The organism is Streptomyces sp. NBC_01017, from assembly GCF_045162795.1.
GTDB lineage: Bacteria > Actinomycetota > Actinomycetes > Streptomycetales > Streptomycetaceae > Streptomyces > Streptomyces machairae.
Window position 1 is genome coordinate 2,325,619 of the sequence record NZ_CP108683.1, and the last position, 20,240, is coordinate 2,345,858.

The following is a 20,240-nucleotide window of genomic DNA, read 5'->3' on the forward strand; positions in this document are numbered from 1 at the left end:
TCAGCGCGCCATCGCCTCCAAGGGCCCCTGCGCCCTCACCGCGCCATCGCCTCCACCAGCACACCCCCCGAGGTCCGCGCCACCACGAACGACTCCCCCTTCACTGCTTTCGCGTCCAGCGCGATGCGGTGGCGGCCCGGTTCCAGGACGCCGTCGAAGACCTCGTGGGCGTGGGTGCGGTAGAGGCGGTCGACTCGGTACGCGGTGAGCTGGACGTGGCAGGGCGAGGTGACCTCGACGCCCGCCGCGCCGTCGGCGGCCACCAGACGGGTCAGGCGCCGCTGTTCGACCGGGCTGCGGTCCAGGGCGTGTTCGATCTGGGCGACCAGCAACGGCACGATCGGCGCGAGACCGTCGACATACGTCACGTCGACTCCGGCCTCGGTGAAGGCACGGCGTGCGGCGGCACGCTGCTCCTCGCCGATGCCACGGCCGAAGGCGACGGCGCCGTAGGTGCGCAGTTCGTCGACGGCGACGCCGCTCACGTCGTCGGTGATCTCGGCGCCGATGCCGATGGTGCGCAGGGCGGCGGCGAGCTTGGCCAGGAGGGCGACGCGGGCGCCGATGAGCAGGACCCGGCGGCGCGGCGCCTCGGAGTCGCCGTCGAGCAGGGAGCCCAGCGCCGAGCGGTACTCGGCGCAGTGGAAGCGGAAGGGCCCGATGCCGTGGTAGCCGTTGAGCTCCAGGTCGGCGTGTTCGTCGGTCTGCCAGGCGAAGTCCCGCCAGATGTAGTCGTCGCCCTCCTTGTCGATGAGCGCGGTGACCGCTCCGCAGGCGAGGTCCTCGCATTCGGGGCAGCCGTAGATGACATACCGGCCGCCCGGAAGCGGGGCCTCCGCCTCCAGCAGCAGGCTGCGGACCTGCGCGGTGAAGATGGCGGGCGGGACGTCGGAGGCGAGCGGGGAGACGGCGTCGAGGTCGGACAGCTGGAACAGCAGCGGGCGTCCGTCGACGATGAAGTCCACGAAGTCCCGGTGCACCTGGTAGTCACCGTTGGCGAGGACGCCACCGGCACGCATCGCCGGTGCCAGGCCGAAGGTCGCGTACTCGGCAGACATGCTGTGAGTATCCCCAGGGCGGGACCGATATGAGCGCGGCATGACATATTCCGCTTACGTCCCCGGATGACTGCGCACAGGCGACCGACCGAACGCGTGGCCCGCCTGGGGCGAGGCACGCGAGAGGAGGCGGCCGTCCGGCTCGCCCCCTCTCGCGTGCGTGCGTACCGCTCAGCCGTGGTCGTGGCCCAGCGGGTCGCCCTCCGTCTCGGTGCCGGCGCCCGGGCCGACCCTGATCTCGAAGTCGCCGTCATACTTCTTGTGGCCCTCGATCACGGCGAGTTCGACGGCCTCCGAGCCCATCTCGGTGCGCACGATGATCGGGTCCTGGCGCAGGTCGCGCACGAGGGCGATGCACATACCGATCATCACGAGGACGAACGGCGCGGCGGCCAGGATCGTGAGGTTCTGCAGGCCGGTGAGCGCGTCGCCCTGACCGCTGCCGACGAGCAGCATGATGGCGGCGACGGCTCCGGTCACCACACCCCAGAACACGACGACGAACCGGCCGGGTTCCAGTGCGCCCTTCTGGGACAGGGTGCCCATCACGATGGACGCGGCGTCGGCTCCGGAAACGAAGAAGATGCCGACCAGGATCATCACCAGCAGGCTGGTGACGGTCGCGATCGGGAACTCCTGCAGGACGGCGAAGAGTTGGCCCTCCGGGGTCTCCTCACCGCCGAGGGCGCCGCCCTCCTTCAGCTTCATCGCCGTACCGCCGAAGATCGCGAACCAGATCAGGCTGACGGTGCTGGGCACGAGGATGACGCCGCCGACGAACTGCCGGATGGTGCGCCCGCGGCTGATGCGTGCGATGAACATGCCCACGAAGGGCGTCCAGGAGATCCACCAGGCCCAGTAGAAGACGGTCCAGCTGCCGAGCCAGTCCGCGACTCCCTCGCCGCCGCTGGCCTCGGTGCGGCCGGCGAGCTGGGGCAGGTCGCCCAGGTAGGCGAAGATCGAGGTGGGCAGCAGGTCGAGCACGATGATCGTGGGGCCCGCGATGAACACGAAGACCGCGAGGATCAGGGCGAGCACCATGTTGGTGTTGGACAGCCACTGGATGCCCCGCTCGATGCCGGAGACGGCCGAGAGAACGAAGGCCAGCGTCAGTACGGCGATGATGGCGACGAGCAGCCCCTCGCTCACGTCGTCCATCCAGTCCAGCTCCTGGAAGCCGGAGCCGATCTGGAGCGCGCCGAGGCCGAGGGACGCCGCGGAGCCGAAGACGGTGGCGATGATCGCGAGGATGTCGATCACCCGGCCCGCGCTGCCGTTGGCGTGCTTCTCCCCGATCAGCGGGGTGAACACCGCGCTGATGGTCTGGCGCCGGCGCTTGCGGAAGGTGCTGTAGGCGATGGCGAGGCCGACCACCGCGTAGATCGCCCAGGGGTGCAGCGTCCAGTGGAAGAGGGTGGTGGCCATCGCCGTCTCCATGCGCTCGGCGGAGTCGGCGGGGGTGGTGCCGGGCGGTGGGGCGTTGTAGTGCGAGAGCGGCTCGCTCACGCCGTAGAACATCAGTCCGATGCCCATGCCCGCGCTGAACATCATCGCGACCCAGGACACGGTCTTGAACTCGGGTTCCTCGCCCTCGGCGCCGAGGTGAATGCGACCGTAGCGGCTGATCGCCAGCCACAGGGCGAAGACCACGAAGCAGGAGGCGGCGAGCATGAAGGCCCAGCCGCCGTTGTGGATCAGGCCGTCGAGCATCTTCGTGGACACGCTCTCCAGCGAGTCCGTGGCGGCCCAGCCCCAGATCACGAAGGCCAGGGTGATGACGGCGGTGACGCCGAACACCACTCGGTCGGTGCTGCGGTGGCCGGGGTCGTCCGGAGGGCCTTCCCCGCCACCTCTCTTCTTAAGATCGTCAGTCATCAGCGGCACCTTCCCCGGGAAACCGTGGATACGCCCTCTCCACGTCGTCTCCCAGGACCTACCACAGATTCCGCCGATCGCAGCCGTTTCAGCAGTCGGTGTCCGGCTCAGCGGCGGTCAGGTGATACGGAGCGCGCTCGTCCAGAAGTAGCGGGACAAGGGCACGCAAGGACTGGCGAAGCGGAACAAATGCCCCCGTGGCGGTCGATTTCGCCTTCACTCCGTGCAGCGCGAGCTCATCCTTGACCTGCCCGTACTGGTCGGTGGTGAGCCGGTATCCGCAGGGCGGGTCGGCGATCACCTCGGCGGGTTCGGCAGGGTCGTTGTCGGCGCCGCCGATGTAGACGGGTCCGGTGTCGGCGAGCCCCGCGAGCCTGGCCAGGCCGGTCGCCGCCTCGACCTGTCCTCGACGGGCCTCGGTGAAGTCGAACAGGCCGTCCAGCGCGGCGACTTGGGAGTACACCCGGCGCCGGTTGTTGAGCGACGCGTCGGCCTTCTCCTCCTCGGTCAGCGGATCGACGCGGCTCTCGATCAGCAGCCCCAGCGAGTGCTTCACGCCGGACATGTTCCGCAGGATGCGTTCCTGCCCGTCACCGGCGACCTGTTTGATCGGCTCGCCCGTCACGGGGTCGGTCCAGATCCCGTACGTGCCGGTCGAGTAACCGGCGCCGGACGCGGCGGGGCGCACGTACGACTCGGAGAGGGCCTGCGCCTCGTCGTGGACGTGGGCGTCCGTGTTGAGGTTGCGCGGCCACAGGTCGAACAGGTCCTTGTCGTAGTACGGGGGTGTGGCGCCGTACTCGTGCAGGTCGTAGATCACGTCGGGGCGCTGGTCGCGGATCACCGCGGCCATGGCGCGGCCCTCGGCGGTCTGGAGTGCGAGGTGGTCTCGGTTGACGTCCACGCCGTCGCTGTTGCCGCGGGTGTCGGCGGCCCGGCCGTCGGGGTTGGCCGTGGGCACCACCAGCAGGGTGGTGCGCTCCAGGAAGCGCCGGGTCTGCCGGTCCTTCGCGTAGGCCAGGTCGCGGACGGTGGACAGGCAGGCCTCGCGGCCGGAGGGTTCGTCGCCGTGCTGGCTGCAGATCAGCAGCACCTTGTTCGGGGTGGGGCGGGTGCCGATCCGGACGAGCTGGAGCGGGCGGTCCTGCTTCGTCGTACCGATACGGGTGACGGAGACCCGCTTGCTCGCCCTGTCGACGGCCGCGAGGAAGTCCTGCTCCTCGGGCTGGCTGGTCCAGCGGGCGCCGTTCGACTTCTCGAAGCCGGTGCGGGGCGCGGAGTCGGCGGCGTGGGCCGGTATGGCGACGATGGATGCGGCGAGGGCCGCGGCGACCAGGGTGACTGCTCGGGTGCGGATCACTGGCCTCCTTCCGGGATGCGGTGAGTGGGTGGTGCGGGGTGCGCTCAGGCCGTCGAGGGGCGCGGCCTCAGGAGCTGCGGAGACGGAACTCGCCGTGGCGTGCGAAGGCGTGGGCGCCGCCGACCAGCGGGACGCGGGCCTTCGTACGGGAGAGATCGGGGGTGAGCGTCGGCTTCGTCGACGGAGGGTCGTTCAGGTCCTTGTCCGTGCCCGCGACGATCAGGGCGAGGCGGTGGCCTGCCGGGACGACGTGGTCGGTGGCCGCCAGGTCGACGGTGACGGTGACGGTGTACGCCTTGCCCGGGGTGAGCGGTGCGCCCTTCAGGTCGGAGGCGTGGCTGCCCAGGTCGGCCCAGCCGCGGTTGACGACGATGTGGCCGACGGCCGCGGTCTTGGCCCGCGTCTCCTTGAAGCAGGCACTGTCGCCGGTGGTGCTCGCGCCCCAGCAGGTGCGGTCGGTGAGGGTGGTGATGCCTTCGGAGCGGTGGGCCGTCGAGGTGGTCGGGGTCGCGGTGACGGTGACCTCGGAGGAGCCGGACAGGCGCAGGCCGACGGTGCCGACGCCCGCCTCGGTGCCCTTGGCGGGGCAATGTGGTCGCATCGGTGCCGCGCGGCGGCCGGGCCTTCGAGGTGGCCCACCGGTCGGGGGGCGCTCGATGTCGGCCATCGGCTCACGGTCGATGCCGTTGTCGTGGCCGAGGAGCTCGTGGTCGAACCAGCGGTGCCGGCGCTCGACGCCGTTCTTCGCCGGCGCGTCCCACCACTGGCCGACGTGCTTCATACGGACGTTGAGGTCCCGCATGCCGTGGATCAGGAAGACGCTCGCCCTGACCTTTCCGTCGCAGTCGTCGTCGAGTCCGGTGTCCACCCGTACGGCCTCGCGGATGGCGTTCTCGTACGAGTACACGGGCTTGCTCTCCCGCGGGTGAGAGGAACGTGGCCGTCAGCGCGGCTGCGGCCACCGTCGCGAGCGGTCTCCAGATCGTGAAGCGCATGCGTTTCGGCATGCGCGGACGGTACATCGGTCAACTCTCGTGCAGAAGGGGGCGGCTGATGGCGTGTGAGGCCCTTTATGGCCGATAAACGTCTGCCGGACGAGTGGACTCATGTCGGCCGAATGGCGATCGTGTGACAGCGGTGGTCATGGACACACCCGTGACACAGGGGGTGAATAGGCTCCGGACAGACTTCGGGCCCCTACGACTTGGAGCTTTCGTGCACCGCAGATTCATGGCGCCGGGCGCACTCGCGGCCGCCTCGCTGATGCTGGCGATCCCGGCCTCGGCCGCGAGCCACTCCCCCGGCGCTCCGGGCATCGGCGATCACTACTACCCGGCCTACGGCAACGGCGGATACGACGTCTCCCACTACGACCTCCGGCTGAAGTACCAGCCGGCCACGGACGAGCTGGAGGGGACGGCGACCCTGCTGGCGAAGACCACGCAGGATCTGTCCCGGTTCAATCTGGATTTCCTGCTGGACGTCAGCGAGGTCCGGGTCAACGGCGCGAAGGCGTCGTTCGCGACCTCGGGCGAGCACGAGCTGGAGATCACGCCGCAGAAGCCGCTGGCCAAGGGCACGGACGTCACGGTCGTCGTGCGCTACCGCGGCGTGCCGTCGTCGAAGAAGGCGTACGGCTTCACCAGCTGGCACCGCACTGCGGACGGCGGAGTCGGGGCGAACGAGCCCGAGGCCGCCTGGTGGTGGTTCCCCAGCAACGACCACCCGCTCGACAAGGCGACGTACGACGTCTCGGTGCAGGTCCCGGACGGCACGCAGGCCATCTCCAACGGCACGCTGCAGTCGACGAGTTCACGTCTGGGCTGGACCCGCTACAACTGGCGCTCCGACAAACCGCAGGCGACATATCTCGCCACGCTCGCGGTCGGCAAGTTCGACGTGACGACGGGGACGAGCGAGAGCGGCATTCCGGTCATCAACGCCTACAGCAAGGACCTGGGTCCCCACTACGGCGCGGCGCGGGCGAGCATCGAGCGGACCGGGGAGATCGCCGACTGGCTCAGCGGGTACTTCGGACCGTACCCCTACAACGCGCTCGGCGGGTATGTGCCCAACACCGACACCGGGTACGCGCTGGAGACGCAGACCCGGCCGTTCTACAGCCCGGCGAACTTCGCGAACGGGGTGAACACCAACGTCGTCGTCCATGAGCTCGCCCACCAGTGGTACGGCGACCTGGTGTCCGTGAAGGACTGGAAGGACATCTGGATCAACGAGGGGTTCGCCCGCTACGCACAGTGGCTGTGGTCGGAGCACGAGGGTGAGGGCACGGCGCAGGAGATCGCCGACTACGTGTACGCCTCGCGCGCGGCCGACGACGCGTTCTGGTCGGTCAAGCCCGGGGATCCGGGGCCGGAGAAGCAGTTCCACATCGCCGTCTACGACCGGGGTGCGCTGACCTTGCAGGCGCTGCGCAACGAGATCGGGGACGAGGCGTTCTTCGCCATCCTCAAGGGCTGGACGCAGAAGTACGCCTACGGCAACGCGTCGGTGGCCGACTTCCAGCGGTACGCCGAGGAGGTGTCCGGGCAGCCGCTGGCAGCGCTCTTCGACACATGGCTGTTCGAGCCGTCGAAGCCGGCCGCGCCGACCGCACGCGCGGCGTCCATCGCCAGGTCGGGCGCGGATCCGGTACAGCCGAAGTCCTGGAAGAAGATCGCGGCGACGAATGGTGTGCACGAGCACTGACGTCGTCGGGCGTCCTATGAACCCTCGAACGCGGCTGCGCGCTCGATGAGTTCGTCCCTGCTCATCGGTGCCGTCCGCGTCGACGGCACCGTGCAGGCATGGGCGCCGGCCACCGCGCCGTACAGAGCACAGCGGTGCGGTGGCTCGCCGGTGAGCCTGCCGTAGAGGAAGGCGGCGGCGAAGGCGTCGCCGGCGCCGTTGGAGTCGACCACCGGGGCCGGGGGCCGGACCGGCGGGACGTGACTCAGCTCGCCGTCGGTCAGCAGGTGGGCACCCTCGGCTCCGGCCGTGGCCACGACCACCTCGGCCCTCCCCTGCTCGGCAATTCGGCGCATGGTCCGCTCGGGGTCGTCCAGGGCGGCCGTCGAGAGGAACACGACGTCCGCCGCGTGGGCGAACGACTCGTGGTACGGGTTCTCGCCGTCCCAGTTGTGGAGGTCGGTGGAGAGCGTGACACCGGCCTCGCGGAGGATGGGCAGGGCGTGGGCGCATGGCTGGGTGATGGAGACATGGGCATGGCGGCTCGCGCCGGCGAGAGCCCGGACCGTCTCTTCCGGCAGGCGGTCCTCGGCGTGTCCGCGGCTCGTGTCGTAGAGGGACAGCCGTCTGCCGTCCGGGCCGACCAGGTTGACCGCGCGCTTGGTGCCGGCGGGCTGCGGGACAGCGGTGAGGGCGATGCCGTGTTCGCGGTGCAGGGCGCGGACGAGGTCGCCCTCGGGGTCCTCGCCGAGGAAGTCGACGTGGTGGGTACGCAGGCCGAGGCTGCTCAGACCGACGGCCACGAAGTCCCCGGTCTGCCCGGCGCGGGTGCGGATCCCTGAGTCGATCATGTAGCTGTCGGCGTACGGGAGCGGCAGCTCGGGGACGTACACGATGGTGTCCACGCCGGCGCCGCCCAGCACGAGGACGTCGGTGTCTCGGCTCAAGCCCAACGCAACGGTGGCGTCACCCCGCACAAACGTGATCTCCGGCATGACGCCACCGTAGAGGCCGCCTCTGACAACGGCCTTCGGATTACTTCGTGAGCTCGGTCAGCTCCTGGTCCTCCGCGCGGGTCGCCCTGCGGCGGATCGCGTACCAGCCTGCGACCAGCATCGCGGCGATCACCGGGATGAGGAGGAGGGTCTTGCGGCCGACCTCGGGGTCGTTCCACATCATGCCGAGGCAGGCGAGCAGGAAGACGATCGTGGCGATCTCCGTGACCGGGCTGCCGGGGAGGCGGAAGTGCGGTCGGTCCACCAGGCCCGCCTTGGCGCGGCGGACGAAGACCAGGTGGCAGATCATGATGATCACCCAGGTCGAGATGATGCCGAGGGAGGCGACGTTCAGCACGATCTCGAAGGCCTGGCTGGGCATGAGGTAGTTCAGGCCGACGCCGAGGACGCACACCGCGCAGGTGAGCAGGATGCCGCCGTAGGGCACCTGGCTGCGGTTCATGCGGGCCGTGAACTTCGGGGCCGAACCCGCCATCGCCATGGAACGCAGGATGCGGCCCGTGGAGTAGAGGCCGGAGTTCAGGGAGGACATCGCCGCCGTCAGGACCACCAGGTTCATCACGTCGCCCGCGGCCGGGACGCCGATCTTCGACAGCACGGTGACGAACGGGCTCTGGTCGGCCGAGTACACCGAGCCGGGCAGGAGGAGGGCCAGCAGGACGACCGAGCCGACGTAGAAGACGCCGACGCGCCACATGATCGAGTTCACCGCGCGCGGGACGACCTTCTCCGGCTCGGCGGTCTCGCCCGCCGCGACACCGACCAGCTCCAGGGCGGCGTACGCGAAGATCACGCCCTGCATGACCAGGACGACGGGCATCAAGCCGTGCGGGAAGACGCCGCCGTTGTCGGTGATCACGCTCAGGCCGGGCGTCGTACCGCCCACCTCCTGCTGAGTGGCCAGCAGGAAGATACCGACGAACATGAAGGCCACCAGCGTGGCGACCTTGATGATCGCGAACCAGAACTCCATCTCGCCGAAGATCTTCACCGAGATCAGGTTCACCGCCAGGACCACCGCCAGGGCGATCAGGGCCAGCACCCACTGCGGGATGTCGGTGAACAGACTCCAGTAGTGCGTGTAGAGCGCGATCGCGGTGATGTCGGCGATGCCGGTCGTCGACCAGTTCAGGAAGTACATCCAGCCGGCGACGTAGGCGCCCTTCTCACCGAGGAACTCGCGCGCGTACGACACGAAGGAGCCGGACGAGGGGCGGTAGAGCACGAGCTCGCCGAGGGCCCTCACCACGAAGAAGGCGAAGATGCCGCAGACCAGGTAGGCGATCGCCAGCGCCGGGCCCGCGTTGTGGAGACGGCCGCCGGCGCCGAGGAAGAGGCCGGTGCCGATGGCCCCGCCGATGGCGATCATGTTGACGTGGCGGGCCTTGAGGTCCTTGCTGTAACCGGCGTCGCCCGCATCCGCGGGCACCTGGGCCGCGTCGGTGCGGGGTGCGGCCACTGCCGTATTCACGGCGTCCTTGCTCACGGGTGGTACCAATCTCTGGTGCGCCCGAGCGGATTGCGCTCGGGCGGCCGGACGTACGTATGGCCTGTGCCCTCGATAAGTGCACAGACCAAGGGCTCACCTTCCCCCAGAAAACCCGGCTCACGCGGTGGCGCACGTCACACAGCGTTACTTCTCACACGGCAGTGTCGCCCCGACCCATGCGTCGCCGGAGGTGTCACAGCACCGGTGAGACAGCGATACTGCTGCACATGACGACCGGCACCGAGGAGACGACCCTCACGATCGACGAGCTGGCCGCGCGGGCGGGCATGACGGTCCGCACGGTGCGGTTCTACGGAACCAAAGGGCTGCTGCCGCCTCCGGTGCTGGGTCCGCGCAGGGTGGGCCACTACGGGCGCGAGCACCTGGCCCGGCTGGCGCTCATCGAGGAGTTGCAGCAGCAGGGCATGACGCTCGCGGCGATCGAGCGGTATGTGCAGCAGCTGCCGCCGGATCTGGACGCCCATGACCTCGCCATTCACCGGGCCGTGGTGGCCTCGTGGGCGCCGGAGGCGGTGGAGACGGTCTCGCGGGCGGAGCTGGAGCGGCGGGCGGGGCGGGCGCTCGGCGACGACGACGTGGAGCGGCTGGCCGCGATGGGTGTGGTGAAGCCGGACGACGGCGGCGCGGGCGGTGTCGGCTATCGCGTCGACCTCGGGCTGCTGCGGCTGGGGGTCGGGCTGCTGGACGTACCGCTGTCGCAAGAGGCGATCCTCGCGGCGCGCAAGGTTCTCATCGAGCATTCGCGTGCCGCCGCGCACGAGTTGGCGCAGCTCTTCCGCGGGGAGGTGTCGGAACGCGCGGCACAGGACGTGAAGTCGCTGTCCGCGCACATGCAACCTCTGGTGATGCAGGCCCTGTTGACGACCTTTCAGCGGTCTCTGCGCGAGGAGCTGCGCGACTGGCTCGGCGGCGTCTCAGATGAAGGCCGATCCGCCTGACACGTCGAGAGTCTGCCCGGTCAGGAAGCCGCTGCCCTCGTCGACGACGTACAGCAGCGTCGAGACCAGGTCGGACGGCGTCTGCGCCCTCGGCACCGCCTGCCGGTCGCGGACCATGCCGGGCGCGATCGCGTTGACGGTGATGTCGTACGGCGCGAGGGCGGCGGCGAGCGAGCGTGTGAAGCCGATCAGGCCCATCTTCGAGGCGACGTACGGGACCATGGTGGGCGGGGCGGTGAGCACGGCCGCCGAGGCGATGTTGACGACGCGGCCCCGGCCGGCCGCCTTCAGATACGGCAGCGCGGCGCGGGTCACCAGGAACGGTGCCTCCAGGTTGACGCGCATGATCCGGCGCCACTCCTCGACCGACGTCTCCTCGAAGGGCTTCGCGGGCTGGACGTCGGCACTGTTGACGACGACGTGCAGCGTGCCGAACCGGTCGATGAGGCGCTCCAGCCCCCGGCACACCTGAGCCTCGTCGGTGACGTCGGCCGTCAACTCCACGTAGTCCAGGACCTTTCCGGCGGTCTCCGGTTGCGGGACGAGGTCCAGACCGGCGACCCGGTAGCCGCGCCCGGCGAGCGCGACGGCGAACTCCTGCCCGAGGCCCTGCGCCGCTCCGGTCACCAGGGCGGTACGCGTCTCCATGAGGCGAGTGTGATGAGCCGTCAGGAGCTGGGCAAGGGGGCCTGTGCTCCCCAACGGGCCTTGGGGCGGCGGGGCGAGGCACTCCCCGCCGCCCCCGGCGTCACGCGTCCCCGAAGCGCTCGCCCTTCTCCGCCTTCTCCACCAGCAGCGCCGGCGGCGTGAACCGGTCGCCGTACTGCTGCGCCAGCTCACGCGCGCGGGACGTGAAACCGGCGACGCCGCCCTCGTAGCCGTTGATGTACTGCAGGACGCCGCCGGTCCAGCCGGGGAAGCCGATGCCGAAGATGGAGCCGATGTTGGCGTCGGCGACCGACGTCAGGACGCCTTCCTCCAGGAGCCGGACCGTGTCCAGGGCCTCGGAGAACAGCATGCGTTCCTGCATGTCCCGGAACGGGATCTGCGCGCCCTCGCGGGTGAAGTGCTCGCGCAGGCCCGGCCACAGGCCCGCCCGCTTGCCGTCCGCGTCGTAGTCGTAGAAGCCCGCTCCCCCGCTGCGGCCCTCGCGGCCGAACTCGTCGACCATGCGGTCGATGACGGCTTCCGCGGGGTGGGACGCCCACACGCCGCCCGCCTCCTCCACGGCCCGCTTCGACTCGTTGCGGATCTTCCGCGGGAGGGTGAGCGTCAGCTCGTCCATCAGGGACAGGACCTTGGCCGGGTAGCCCGCCTGGGCCGCCGCCTGCTCCACCGACGCGGGCTCGATGCCCTCGCCGACCATCGCCACGCCCTCGTTGATGAAGTGACCGATGACGCGGGAGGTGAAGAAGCCGCGGGAGTCGTTGACGACGATCGGCGTCTTGTTGATCTGCCGGACCAGGTCGAAGGCGCGGGCCAGCGCCTCGTCCCCCGTCCGCTCGCCCTTGATGATCTCGACGAGCGGCATCTTGTCGACGGGCGAGAAGAAGTGCAGTCCGACGAAGTCGGCCTGACGGTCCACTCCCTCGGCCAGCACGGTGATCGGCAGGGTCGAGGTGTTGGAGCACAGCAGCGCGTCCGGCTCGACGATGCCCTGGATCTCCTGGAAGACCTTGTGCTTGAGCTCGGGGTTCTCGAAGACGGCCTCGATGACCGCGTCGCAGCCGGCCACGTCCTGCGGGTCGGCCGTCGGCGTGATGCGGGCCAGCAGCGCGTCGGCCTTCTCCTGCGTCGTACGGCCCCGGGAGACCGCCTTGGCGCACAGCTTCTCGGAGTAGCCCTTGCCCTTGACGGCGGCTTCCAGCGCCACGTCCTTCAGGACCACCTCGATGCCGGCGCGGGCGCACGAGTAGGCGATGCCCGCGCCCATCATCCCGGCGCCCAGCACGGCGACCTTGCGGACCTTGCGGGGCTCGATGCCCGCCGGCCTGTTGGCGCCGGAGTTGACGGCCTGGAGGTCGAAGAAGAACGCCTGGATCATGTTCTTCGACGTCTGGCCCGCCGCCAGCTCCACGAAGTAGCGCGCCTCGATGACCTGCGCGGTCTCGAAGTCGACCTGGGAGCCCTCGACAGCCGCCGCGAGGATGTTGCGCGGGGCCGGGTACGGGGCGCCGTTGGTCTGCTTGCGCAGGCCGGCCGGGAAGGCGGGCAGGTTCGCCGCGAACTTGGGGTTGGCGGGCGTGCCGCCGGGGATCTTGTAGCCCGGCCGGTCCCAGGGCTGCTGCGACTCGGGGTGGGCCTCGATGAAGGCACGGGCCTTGGCGAGCAGTTCCTCCTGGGTGGCGGCCACGTCGTCGATCAGGCCGTTCTGCAGGGCGCGCTGCGGGTTGTACTGGGTGCCCTGGAGGAGGACCTTCAACAGGGCGTCGGCGATGCCGAGGAGGCGGACGGTACGGACGACGCCGCCTCCGCCCGGGAGCAGGCCGAGGGTGACCTCGGGACAGCCGATCTTGGAGCCGGGCGCGTCGAGGGCGATGCGGTGGTGGCAGGCGAGCGCGATCTCGTAACCGCCGCCCAGGGCGGCGCCGTTCATCGCGGCGACGACCGGCTTGCCCAGGGTCTCGATGCGGCGCAGCTGGCGCTTGATCGCCATACCGCCCTCGAAGAGGTCCTGCGCGGTGTCCGGGGTGACCCGGATCAGGTCGCGCAGGTCGCCGCCGGCGAAGAAGGTCTTCTTGGCGGAGGTGATGATGACGCCGCGGATGGTGTCCTTCTCGGCCTCCAGCCGGTCGGTGATCACGGCCAGGGAGTCGCGGAACGCCTGGTTCATGGTGTTCGCGGACTGGTTGGGGTCGTCGAGGACGAGCGTGACGACGCCGGCGCGGTCCTGTTCCCAGCGGATGGTGGTGGACTCAGTGCTCATGTGGAGGTGCTCCGTGTGATCCGTCGGGAGGGGGTCAGATGCGCTCGACGATCGTGGCGATGCCCATACCGCCGCCCACGCACAGCGTGGCGAGGCCGTACCGCTTGTCCTGGCGCTCCAGTTCGTCGACGAGCGAGCCGAGGATGATCGCGCCGGTCGCGCCGAGCGGGTGGCCGAGCGCGATCGCGCCGCCGTTGACGTTGACCTTGTCCAGGGACAGGCCCATGTCCTTCACGAAGCGCAGGACGACGGCCGCGAAGGCCTCGTTGATCTCGACGAGGTCGATGTCGTCGATGGTCAGCCCGGCCTTGGCGAGCGCCTTGCGGGTCGCGGGCGCGGGGCCGGTGAGCATGATGGTGGGCTCGGAGCCGGAGACGGCGGCGGAGACGATGCGGGCGCGCGGGGTGAGACCGTATCGCTCGCCGACCTCCTTGTTGCCGATCGCGACGAGCGCGGCGCCGTCGACGATGCCGGAGGAGTTGCCCGCGTGGTGGACGTGGTCGATCTTCTCGACCCAGTGGTACTTCTGCAGGGCGACGGCGTCGAAGCCGCCCAGGTCGCCGATGTCCGCGAAGGACGCCTTCAGCTTGGCGAGGGAGTCGGCGGTGGTACCGGGGCGCATGTGCTCGTCGTGGTCGAGGACGACGAGGCCGCTGCGGTCCTTCACCGGGACGACGGAGCGGTCGAAGCGGCCCTCCTTCCAGGCCGTCGCCGCCCGCTCCTGGGAGAGCGCCGCGTACTCGTCGACGTCGCGGCGCGAGAAGCCCTCGATGGTGGCGATCAGGTCGGCGCCGATGCCCTGCGGCACGAAGTTGACGGCGAGGTTGGTCATCGGGTCGTTGAACCAGGCGCCCCCGTCCGAGGCCATCGGCACCCGGGACATGGACTCGACGCCGCCCGCGAGGACGAGGTCCTCGAAGCCCGAGCGGACCTTGGCGGCAGCCATGTTCACCGCTTCCAGGCCCGACGCACAGAAGCGGTTCTCCTGCACGCCCGCGACCGAGTCCGGCAGCCCGGCGGCGATCGCGGCGATGCGGGCGATGTCGGAGCCCTGGTCGCCGACCGGGCCGACGACGCCGAGCACGATGTCGTCGATCGCGGCCGGGTCCAGGGTCGGGAAGCGGTCGCGGAGCTCGTGGATGAGGCCGACGACCAGGTCGATCGGCTTGGTGCCGTGCAGGGCGCCGTTCGCCTTGCCGCGGCCGCGCGGGGTGCGGATCGCGTCGTACACGTACGCTTCGGTGCTCACTGGGAAGCCTTTCGGGGATGAGGGTCAGCCGAGCAGGAAAGAGCCTTAGCCCAGCAGGGAACGGCCGATGATCTCCTTCATGATCTCGGTCGTCCCGCCGTAGATGGTCTGGATACGGCCGTCGGTGAAGGCCCGGGCGACCGGGAATTCGCTCATGTAGCCGTAGCCGCCGTGCAGTTGCAGGCAGCGGTCGGCGACCCGCTTCTGCAGCTCGGTCGCCCACCACTTGGCCATGGAGGCGTGCACGGCGTCGAGCTCGCCGTTGTCGTGGTCCGCTATGCAGCGGTCGAGGAAGGTGCGGGTGACGGCACACTCGGTGGCCATCTCGGCGATCTCGAACCGGACGTGCTGCTTGGTGGCCAGCGGCCGGCCGAAGGCCTCGCGTTCCTTGACGTAATCGGTGGTGATCTCCAGCAGGTGCTCGGCGGCGGCGATCGCGGACACCGCGATGCTCAGCCGCTCCTGCGCGAGGTTCGTCATCAGATGGACGAAGGCGCCGTCGAGGGCGCCGAGAAGGTTCTCCTTGGGCACGCGGACGTCGTGGAAGAACAGCTCGGCCGTGTCCTGCGCCTTCTGGCCGATCTTGTCGAGATTGCGGCCGCGCTCGAAGCCCTCCATGCCGCGCTCGACGACGAGCAGCGACAGCCCGTGCGCGCCGCCCTCGGGGGTCGTCTTCGCGACGACGATCACCAGGTCGGCGAGGATGCCGTTGGAGATGAACGTCTTGGAGCCGTTGAGGACCCAGTGGTCGCCGCGGTCCTCGGCGTGGGTGCGGATGCCCTGGAGGTCGGAGCCGGCGCCGGGTTCGGTCATGGCGACGGCCGTGATCAGTGTGCCGTCGCAGAAGCCGGGCAGCCAGCGCCGCTTCTGCTCGTCGGTGGCGAGCGAGGTGAGGTACGGGCCGATGATGTCGTTGTGCAGGCCGAGCGCGAGGCCCGGGGCGCCCGCGCGTGTGAACTCCTCGGCGAGGACGGCGCTGTAGCGGAAGTCGGGGGTGCCGCCGCCTCCGTACTCCTCGGGCACGGCGAAGCCGAGCAGGCCCTGTTTTCCGGCCGCGCGCCAGGCGTCCCGGGAGACGATGCCGTCCTTCTCCCACTGCTCGTAGTACGGCAGCACCTCCCTGGCCAGGAAGCTGCGCACGGTCGCGCGGAACGCGTCGTGCTCGGGGGCGAAGATCTGCCGCTTCATTCGTGGCCCTTCATACCGGCGTCCTCCACATCGAGGCCCTTCGTCAGGTCGGGTACGTCCCAGTCGCGTGCCACGTCCGCGGTGTCGGCGCCGGGCTGGGCGGGTCCGGTGCGTACGGCGGTGGGCGTCGCGGAGAAGCGGGGCGCGGGGGCGGGCTGGGTGATGCCGCCGTGGTCGGTGAAGGTGCCGCGGGCCGCCAGGTGCGGGTGGTGCGGGGCCTCGTGCAGGGACAGTACGGGCGCCACGCAGGCGTCGGTCCCTTCGAACACGGCCGTCCACTCGTCCCGCGTTCGGGCCTTGAAGCGCGCCGCGACCGCCTCGCGCAGCTCGCCCCAGCGGGCCCAGTCCTTGCGCGCGCCGGCGTGTTCGGGGATCTCCAGAAGCGTCACGAACTCGTCGTAGAACTGCGGCTCCAGCGCGCCGACGGCCATGTACCGCCCGTCGGCGGTCTCGTAGGTGCCGTAGTACGGGCAGCCGCCGTCCAGGAGGTTCGCGCCGCGCCGGTCCTGCCAGCCGCCGGCGGCGAGCATGCCGTGGATCATCGCGGCGAGGTGGGAGGTGCCGTCGACGATGGCGGCGTCGACGACCTGGCCGGTGCCGGTCGCGCGCGCGTGGTGGAGGGCGGCGAGGACGCCGACGACGAGGTAGAGAGAGCCGCCGGCGTAGTCGCCGACCAGGTTGGCGGGGACCGCCGGGGGTTCGTCGGGGCTGCCGATCATGCCGAGGGTGCCGGTGAGCGCGATGTACGCGATGTCGTGGCCGGCGCGCTGGGCGAGCGGCCCCTCCTGCCCCCAGCCGGTCATGCGGCCGTAGACGAGGCGGGGGTTGCGGGCGTGGCAGGCGTCGGGGCCGACGCCGAGGCGCTCGGCGACGCCGGGGCGGTTGCCCTCGATCAGGATGTCGGCGCGGGCGGCCAGGTCGAGGACGCGCGCCGCACCGTCTGCGGACTTCAGGTCGACGATCACGGAGCGCTTGTTGCGGTTGGTGATGTCGTACTCGGTGTTGATCGCGAGTCCCGTGCCGCCGGGCCGGTCCACGCGGACGACGTCGGCGCCCAGGTCGGCCAGGAGCATGGCGGCAAAGGGGCCGGGCCCGATGCCGGCCAGCTCGACCACGCGTACGCCGGTGAGCGGGCCGTGCCCGGGCGTCGGTGCCGTTGTCATCCTGCCCCCATTGGCGTGACACAACTGATGTAACACCAGTGATGCTAAGAACGTGTTCCAGCGGACACAAGACCTGACGAGCAAGCGCTTAGCCAATTTACCGGCCGGTCACCCTGCCGGTCACCGTCCTATCGCGTCAGTCGCGCCCGTCCAGCTCCGCTATCAGCCGTTTCGGCGCGATCACCCGGTAGCTCTCCTCCACCCAGTCGCACAGCAGCTCCGCCGCCGGGGCACCCTTCTGCTCCAGCGGGATGCTCACCCAGCCCGACTTGCCCAGGCCGTAGCCGGTGGGCTCGGCACCCGGGCAGGTCAGGGCGTGGGCGTGGGCCGACTCGTCCTTGAGCTTCACGGTGACGCCCATCGGATAGCTGCCGTCGGCGACGCCGAGGAAGACGAACACCTTCTTGTTGACCTTCGCGACCGTTTCGCCCCACGGGAACTCCTCGACGGCGCCCGGCATCCCGAGGGCGAACTCGCGTACTTTTTCCCACTTCTTCAGGGCAGTCCTGGGAACGGCCACCGCTAACCTCCGGGCTCGTCGTCGGGCTCCGCACCCCTCACGCTAGCCTCGGCCACCGACAACGGCGCGTGCTGCGAGACCGAGGGGTGTCATGACCAGGCTGGACAGGACGGATCGCCCGTACGACATCGTGCTCTTCGGAGCGACGGGATTCGTCGGGATTCTCACCGCGGAGTACCTGGCCGCGCATGCGCCCGAGGGGCTGCGCTGGGCGATCGCCGGTCGCAGCAAGGAGAAGCTGGAGCGGCTGCGCGACCGGCTGCCGGACGGCGGCAAGGGGGTCGGGCTGCTGGAGGCGGACGTCTCCGATCCGGCCTCGATGCGCAGTCTTGCCGAAAGGGCGCGCGTGGTGGCCACGACGGTGGGCCCCTATGTGACGTACGGCGAGGACCTCGTGGCGGCCTGCGCGGACACCGGCGCCGACTATCTCGATCTGTCCGGTGAGCCGGAGTTCGTGGACCGGACGTACGTCCGGCACGACGCACGCGCGCGTGAGACGGGTGCGCGGCTGGTGCACGCCTGCGGTTTCGACTCCGTCCCGCACGACCTGGGCGCGTACTTCACCGTCCAGCAACTGCCGGAGGGCGTGCCGCTGGCGGTGGACGGGTTCGTGACCGTCGATGCGACCTTCTCGGGCGGCACGTTCGCCTCCGCGCTCAACCAGTTCGCGCGCGGGCGTCAGATGCTGGCCGCCGCGCGTGATCGTGCCCGGCACGAGCCGCGGCTGATGGGGCGTCGGGCCCAGGCTCCGACGGGCGCGCCCCGGTTCGCCAAGGAGGTCGGCGCGTGGGCGGTGCCGCTGCCGACGATCGACCCGCAGGTCGTCAAGCGGTCCGCGCGGGCCCTCGATCGCTACGGCCCCGACTTCCGCTACCGCCACTACGCCGCCGTACGGCATCTGCCGATCGCGCTCGGCGGTGTCGCGGCGATGGGCGGGCTCTTCACTGCCGCCCAACTGCCGCCCGCCCGGCGCTGGTTGTCCGACCGGCTCAAGCCGGGCGAGGGGCCCGGCCCGGAGAAGCGGGCGAAGAGCTGGTTCTCCGTTCGCTTCGTGGGAGAGGGCGGCGGCCGGCGGGTCTTCACCGAGGTGTCGGGCGGGGACCCGGGGTACGGGGAGACGGCGAAGATGTTCGCGGAGGGGGCCCTGTCCCTCGCGTTCGACGATCTGCCGCCGACGGCCGGGCAGGTCACGACAGCCGTGGCGATGGGAGACGCCCTGATCGAGCGGCTGCGGTCGGCGGGGATCACCTTCCGGGTGGCCGCCACCCGCTGAACCGATCCTGCAACCGTCCCCCCCCACCCCTAGAGCGGCCACCCCGCGATCGTGTAGATCATCCCGATGATCCAGCCGAGCCCGGCCAACGTGGCGAGTACCAGCGCGGCCGTCACGGCCCGCTCGACGGGGCGGTCGGGGTCGGCGAGGGGCTTGGGGGAGCGGTGTGTTGCCATGCGGCTCAGCCTGCCGACCACCCCAAGGGGCTGACATCCGTACGGGTACTCAGACGAGGTACTCAGCCCACCTGCCCGGTCGTCGTCAGGTACGGGCCGGAGGTTTTTTTCGCCCCCGCCGCCCCTACCCGCCCCGTACCTGGGGGCTGCCGCCCCCACACCCCCGCTTCGGCCTGAACGGCCTCGTCCTCAAACGCCGGACGGGCTGAAATGCGCGCCGCTGCCGCGAGCACCTTGGCCTAAGCCCTCGTACCGCTCACCTCCTTCAACACCCGTCGACACAACGCATCCGCCCTGCGCGTCGTCTCCGGCAAGCGGTACTCCGGGGTCAGTGCGAGGGTGTGGGCGCAGGCGTTGGGGAGGGTGACGCGGTGGCCGACCGAGACGAAGACCGGCTTGACGGTGTCCCGGGTGCGGAGGGCTCGGCCGACCTCCTCGTCGCCGGCAAGGAGGGGCGCGGACGATCCGCGTGTGGGGGCGGGGTCGTCGTAGGTGAAGGTGAACGGGTTCTTCGCGACGCCGATCGTGGGCAGGCCGGTGAGGACGCCGAGGTGGCAGGCGAGGCCGAAGCGGCGGGGGTGGGCTAGGCCGTAGCCGTCGCAGACGACGAGGCCGGGCGGGCAGGGCAGGGCGTCGAGGGCGGCCAGCACCGTGGGGATCTCGCGGAAGGCGAGCAGGCCGGGGACGTACGGGAAGGAGATCCTGCCGATGGCCGTGGACTCGGCGACGACGTCCAGGGTTGCCGCGTCCAGCACGACCGCCGCTGCCGCCACCACGTCCCGCTCGTCGTCGTAGGCCACGTCGACGCCGGTCACATGCCCGGAGCCGGGCGGTGGCCCCGGCTCGTCGAGCACCACCCTTTCGCGCAGCTCGTCCTGGACGGCGCGGGCCTCTGCCTCGGTCGCGGGCCAGCCCGCGGGAATGCGTACGGTCGTCATGGTGGGCACGAGCGTACGGCGAGGGGGCCGGCCGCCGTGGGCCCAGGGGTAGGCTCACGATCATGTTCGTGCTGGAGCTGACGTACACCGCACCGATCGAGGCCGTCGACGCCGTGCTGGAGGCCCATGTGGCGTGGCTCGACGAGCAGTACGCGAGGGGCCACTTCCTGGCGTCCGGGCGCAAGAACCCCCGCGACGGCGGGGTGATCCTCGCCGTCGCGGGGGACCGGGCCCGAATCGAGGAGATCGCCTCGACCGACCCGTTCGTCGCGGCCGGAGTCTGCGCCTACCGCATCACCGAGTTCTACGCGACCAAGACGGCGCCGGAACTCGAGCGGTACCGCGAGACGCCGGACTGAGCC

General features: G+C 70.4%; 17 protein-coding genes and 1 pseudogene. 4 read left to right on the top strand and 14 right to left on the bottom strand.

Features of this window, described 5'->3' with window-relative positions; genetic code table 11:
• Positions 1-35: 35 nt before the first annotated feature.
• From OG331_RS10860 to OG331_RS10875, 4 genes and pseudogenes are all read right to left on the bottom strand, one after another.
• Positions 36-1,058, bottom strand: a complete 1,023-nt coding sequence (locus tag OG331_RS10860) for an oxidoreductase (RefSeq protein ID WP_406194450.1) — start codon at positions 1,056-1,058, stop codon at positions 36-38.
• A gap of 171 nt (positions 1,059-1,229) precedes the next feature.
• The gene (locus OG331_RS10865; RefSeq protein WP_406194452.1) at positions 1,230-2,933 is read right to left on the bottom strand and encodes a BCCT family transporter; all 1,704 of its coding nucleotides are present in this window, start codon (positions 2,931-2,933) and stop codon (positions 1,230-1,232) included.
• 88 nt (positions 2,934-3,021) lie between these two features.
• Positions 3,022-4,293 (bottom strand): M14 family metallocarboxypeptidase, encoded by a 1,272-nt coding sequence (locus tag OG331_RS10870; protein WP_406209916.1) that lies wholly within the window; start codon positions 4,291-4,293, stop codon positions 3,022-3,024.
• A gap of 6 nt (positions 4,294-4,299) precedes the next feature.
• Positions 4,300-5,128, bottom strand: a pseudogene (locus OG331_RS10875) (CocE/NonD family hydrolase C-terminal non-catalytic domain-containing protein); the annotation flags it as partial.
• Positions 5,129-5,508: 380 nt separating this feature from the next.
• Here OG331_RS10875 and OG331_RS10880 point away from each other — a divergent pair.
• A complete protein-coding gene (locus tag OG331_RS10880) occupies positions 5,509-7,002 on the top strand; it encodes a M1 family metallopeptidase (protein ID WP_406194454.1) in 1,494 nt (497 codons plus the stop codon).
• Positions 7,003-7,016: 14 nt separating this feature from the next.
• Here OG331_RS10880 and OG331_RS10885 read toward each other — a convergent pair whose 3' ends face one another.
• Both OG331_RS10885 and OG331_RS10890 read right to left on the bottom strand, forming a co-directional pair.
• A complete protein-coding gene (locus OG331_RS10885; RefSeq protein ID WP_406209918.1) occupies positions 7,017-7,928 on the bottom strand; it encodes a PfkB family carbohydrate kinase in 912 nt (303 codons plus the stop codon).
• Between the two features lie 88 nt (positions 7,929-8,016).
• Entirely contained in the window at positions 8,017-9,483 is a 1,467-nt protein-coding gene (locus OG331_RS10890; RefSeq protein WP_406194456.1) for an amino acid permease, read from the bottom strand.
• 230 nt (positions 9,484-9,713) lie between these two features.
• On the opposite strand from OG331_RS10890, the gene OG331_RS10895 reads away from it, so the two are divergent.
• Complete coding sequence (locus tag OG331_RS10895; protein ID WP_406194458.1) at positions 9,714-10,445, top strand: MerR family transcriptional regulator; 732 nt, start codon at positions 9,714-9,716, stop codon at positions 10,443-10,445.
• Here the strand turns inward: OG331_RS10895 and OG331_RS10900 are convergent.
• From OG331_RS10900 to OG331_RS10925, 6 genes are all read right to left on the bottom strand, one after another.
• Positions 10,422-11,093: an SDR family NAD(P)-dependent oxidoreductase gene (locus tag OG331_RS10900; RefSeq protein WP_406194460.1), complete on the bottom strand. Its 672-nt coding sequence runs from the start codon at positions 11,091-11,093 to the stop codon at positions 10,422-10,424. The two genes, OG331_RS10895 and OG331_RS10900, sit on opposite strands and share 24 nt — an antisense overlap.
• 100 nt (positions 11,094-11,193) lie before the next feature.
• Positions 11,194-13,371 carry a 3-hydroxyacyl-CoA dehydrogenase NAD-binding domain-containing protein gene (locus OG331_RS10905; protein WP_406194463.1) on the bottom strand — a complete coding sequence of 726 codons (2,178 nt, stop codon included), beginning with the start codon at positions 13,369-13,371 and terminating at the stop codon, positions 11,194-11,196.
• Between the two features lie 34 nt (positions 13,372-13,405).
• On the bottom strand, positions 13,406-14,620 hold the full coding sequence (locus OG331_RS10910) for an acetyl-CoA C-acetyltransferase (RefSeq protein WP_406194465.1): 1,215 nt from the start codon (positions 14,618-14,620) through the stop codon (positions 13,406-13,408).
• Positions 14,621-14,665: 45 nt separating this feature from the next.
• A complete protein-coding gene (locus OG331_RS10915; protein WP_406194468.1) occupies positions 14,666-15,808 on the bottom strand; it encodes an acyl-CoA dehydrogenase family protein in 1,143 nt (380 codons plus the stop codon).
• Positions 15,805-16,971, bottom strand: coding sequence for a CaiB/BaiF CoA transferase family protein (locus tag OG331_RS10920; protein WP_406194470.1), 1,167 nt, complete (start codon positions 16,969-16,971; stop codon positions 15,805-15,807). Before OG331_RS10920 ends, OG331_RS10915 begins: the two co-directional genes overlap by 4 nt.
• Positions 16,972-17,107: 136 nt before the next feature.
• Complete coding sequence (locus tag OG331_RS10925; protein ID WP_406194473.1) at positions 17,108-17,491, bottom strand: MmcQ/YjbR family DNA-binding protein; 384 nt, start codon at positions 17,489-17,491, stop codon at positions 17,108-17,110.
• 91 nt (positions 17,492-17,582) lie between these two features.
• Between OG331_RS10925 and OG331_RS10930 the strand changes: the two genes are divergently transcribed.
• A complete protein-coding gene (locus tag OG331_RS10930) occupies positions 17,583-18,764 on the top strand; it encodes a saccharopine dehydrogenase family protein (RefSeq protein WP_406194476.1) in 1,182 nt (393 codons plus the stop codon).
• 29 nt (positions 18,765-18,793) lie between these two features.
• On the opposite strand, the gene mmpA is transcribed toward OG331_RS10930, so the two are convergent.
• Together mmpA and OG331_RS10940 are read right to left on the bottom strand one after the other, a co-directional pair.
• Positions 18,794-18,940, bottom strand: a complete 147-nt coding sequence (gene mmpA, locus OG331_RS10935) for a morphogenic membrane protein MmpA (protein ID WP_406194478.1) — start codon at positions 18,938-18,940, stop codon at positions 18,794-18,796.
• 239 nt (positions 18,941-19,179) lie between these two features.
• Positions 19,180-19,878 (bottom strand): endonuclease V, encoded by a 699-nt coding sequence (locus OG331_RS10940; protein ID WP_406194480.1) that lies wholly within the window; start codon positions 19,876-19,878, stop codon positions 19,180-19,182.
• 62 nt (positions 19,879-19,940) lie between these two features.
• On the opposite strand from OG331_RS10940, the gene OG331_RS10945 reads away from it, so the two are divergent.
• A complete protein-coding gene (locus tag OG331_RS10945; protein WP_406194483.1) occupies positions 19,941-20,237 on the top strand; it encodes a YciI family protein in 297 nt (98 codons plus the stop codon).
• The last annotated feature ends 3 nt before the right edge of the window (positions 20,238-20,240 follow it).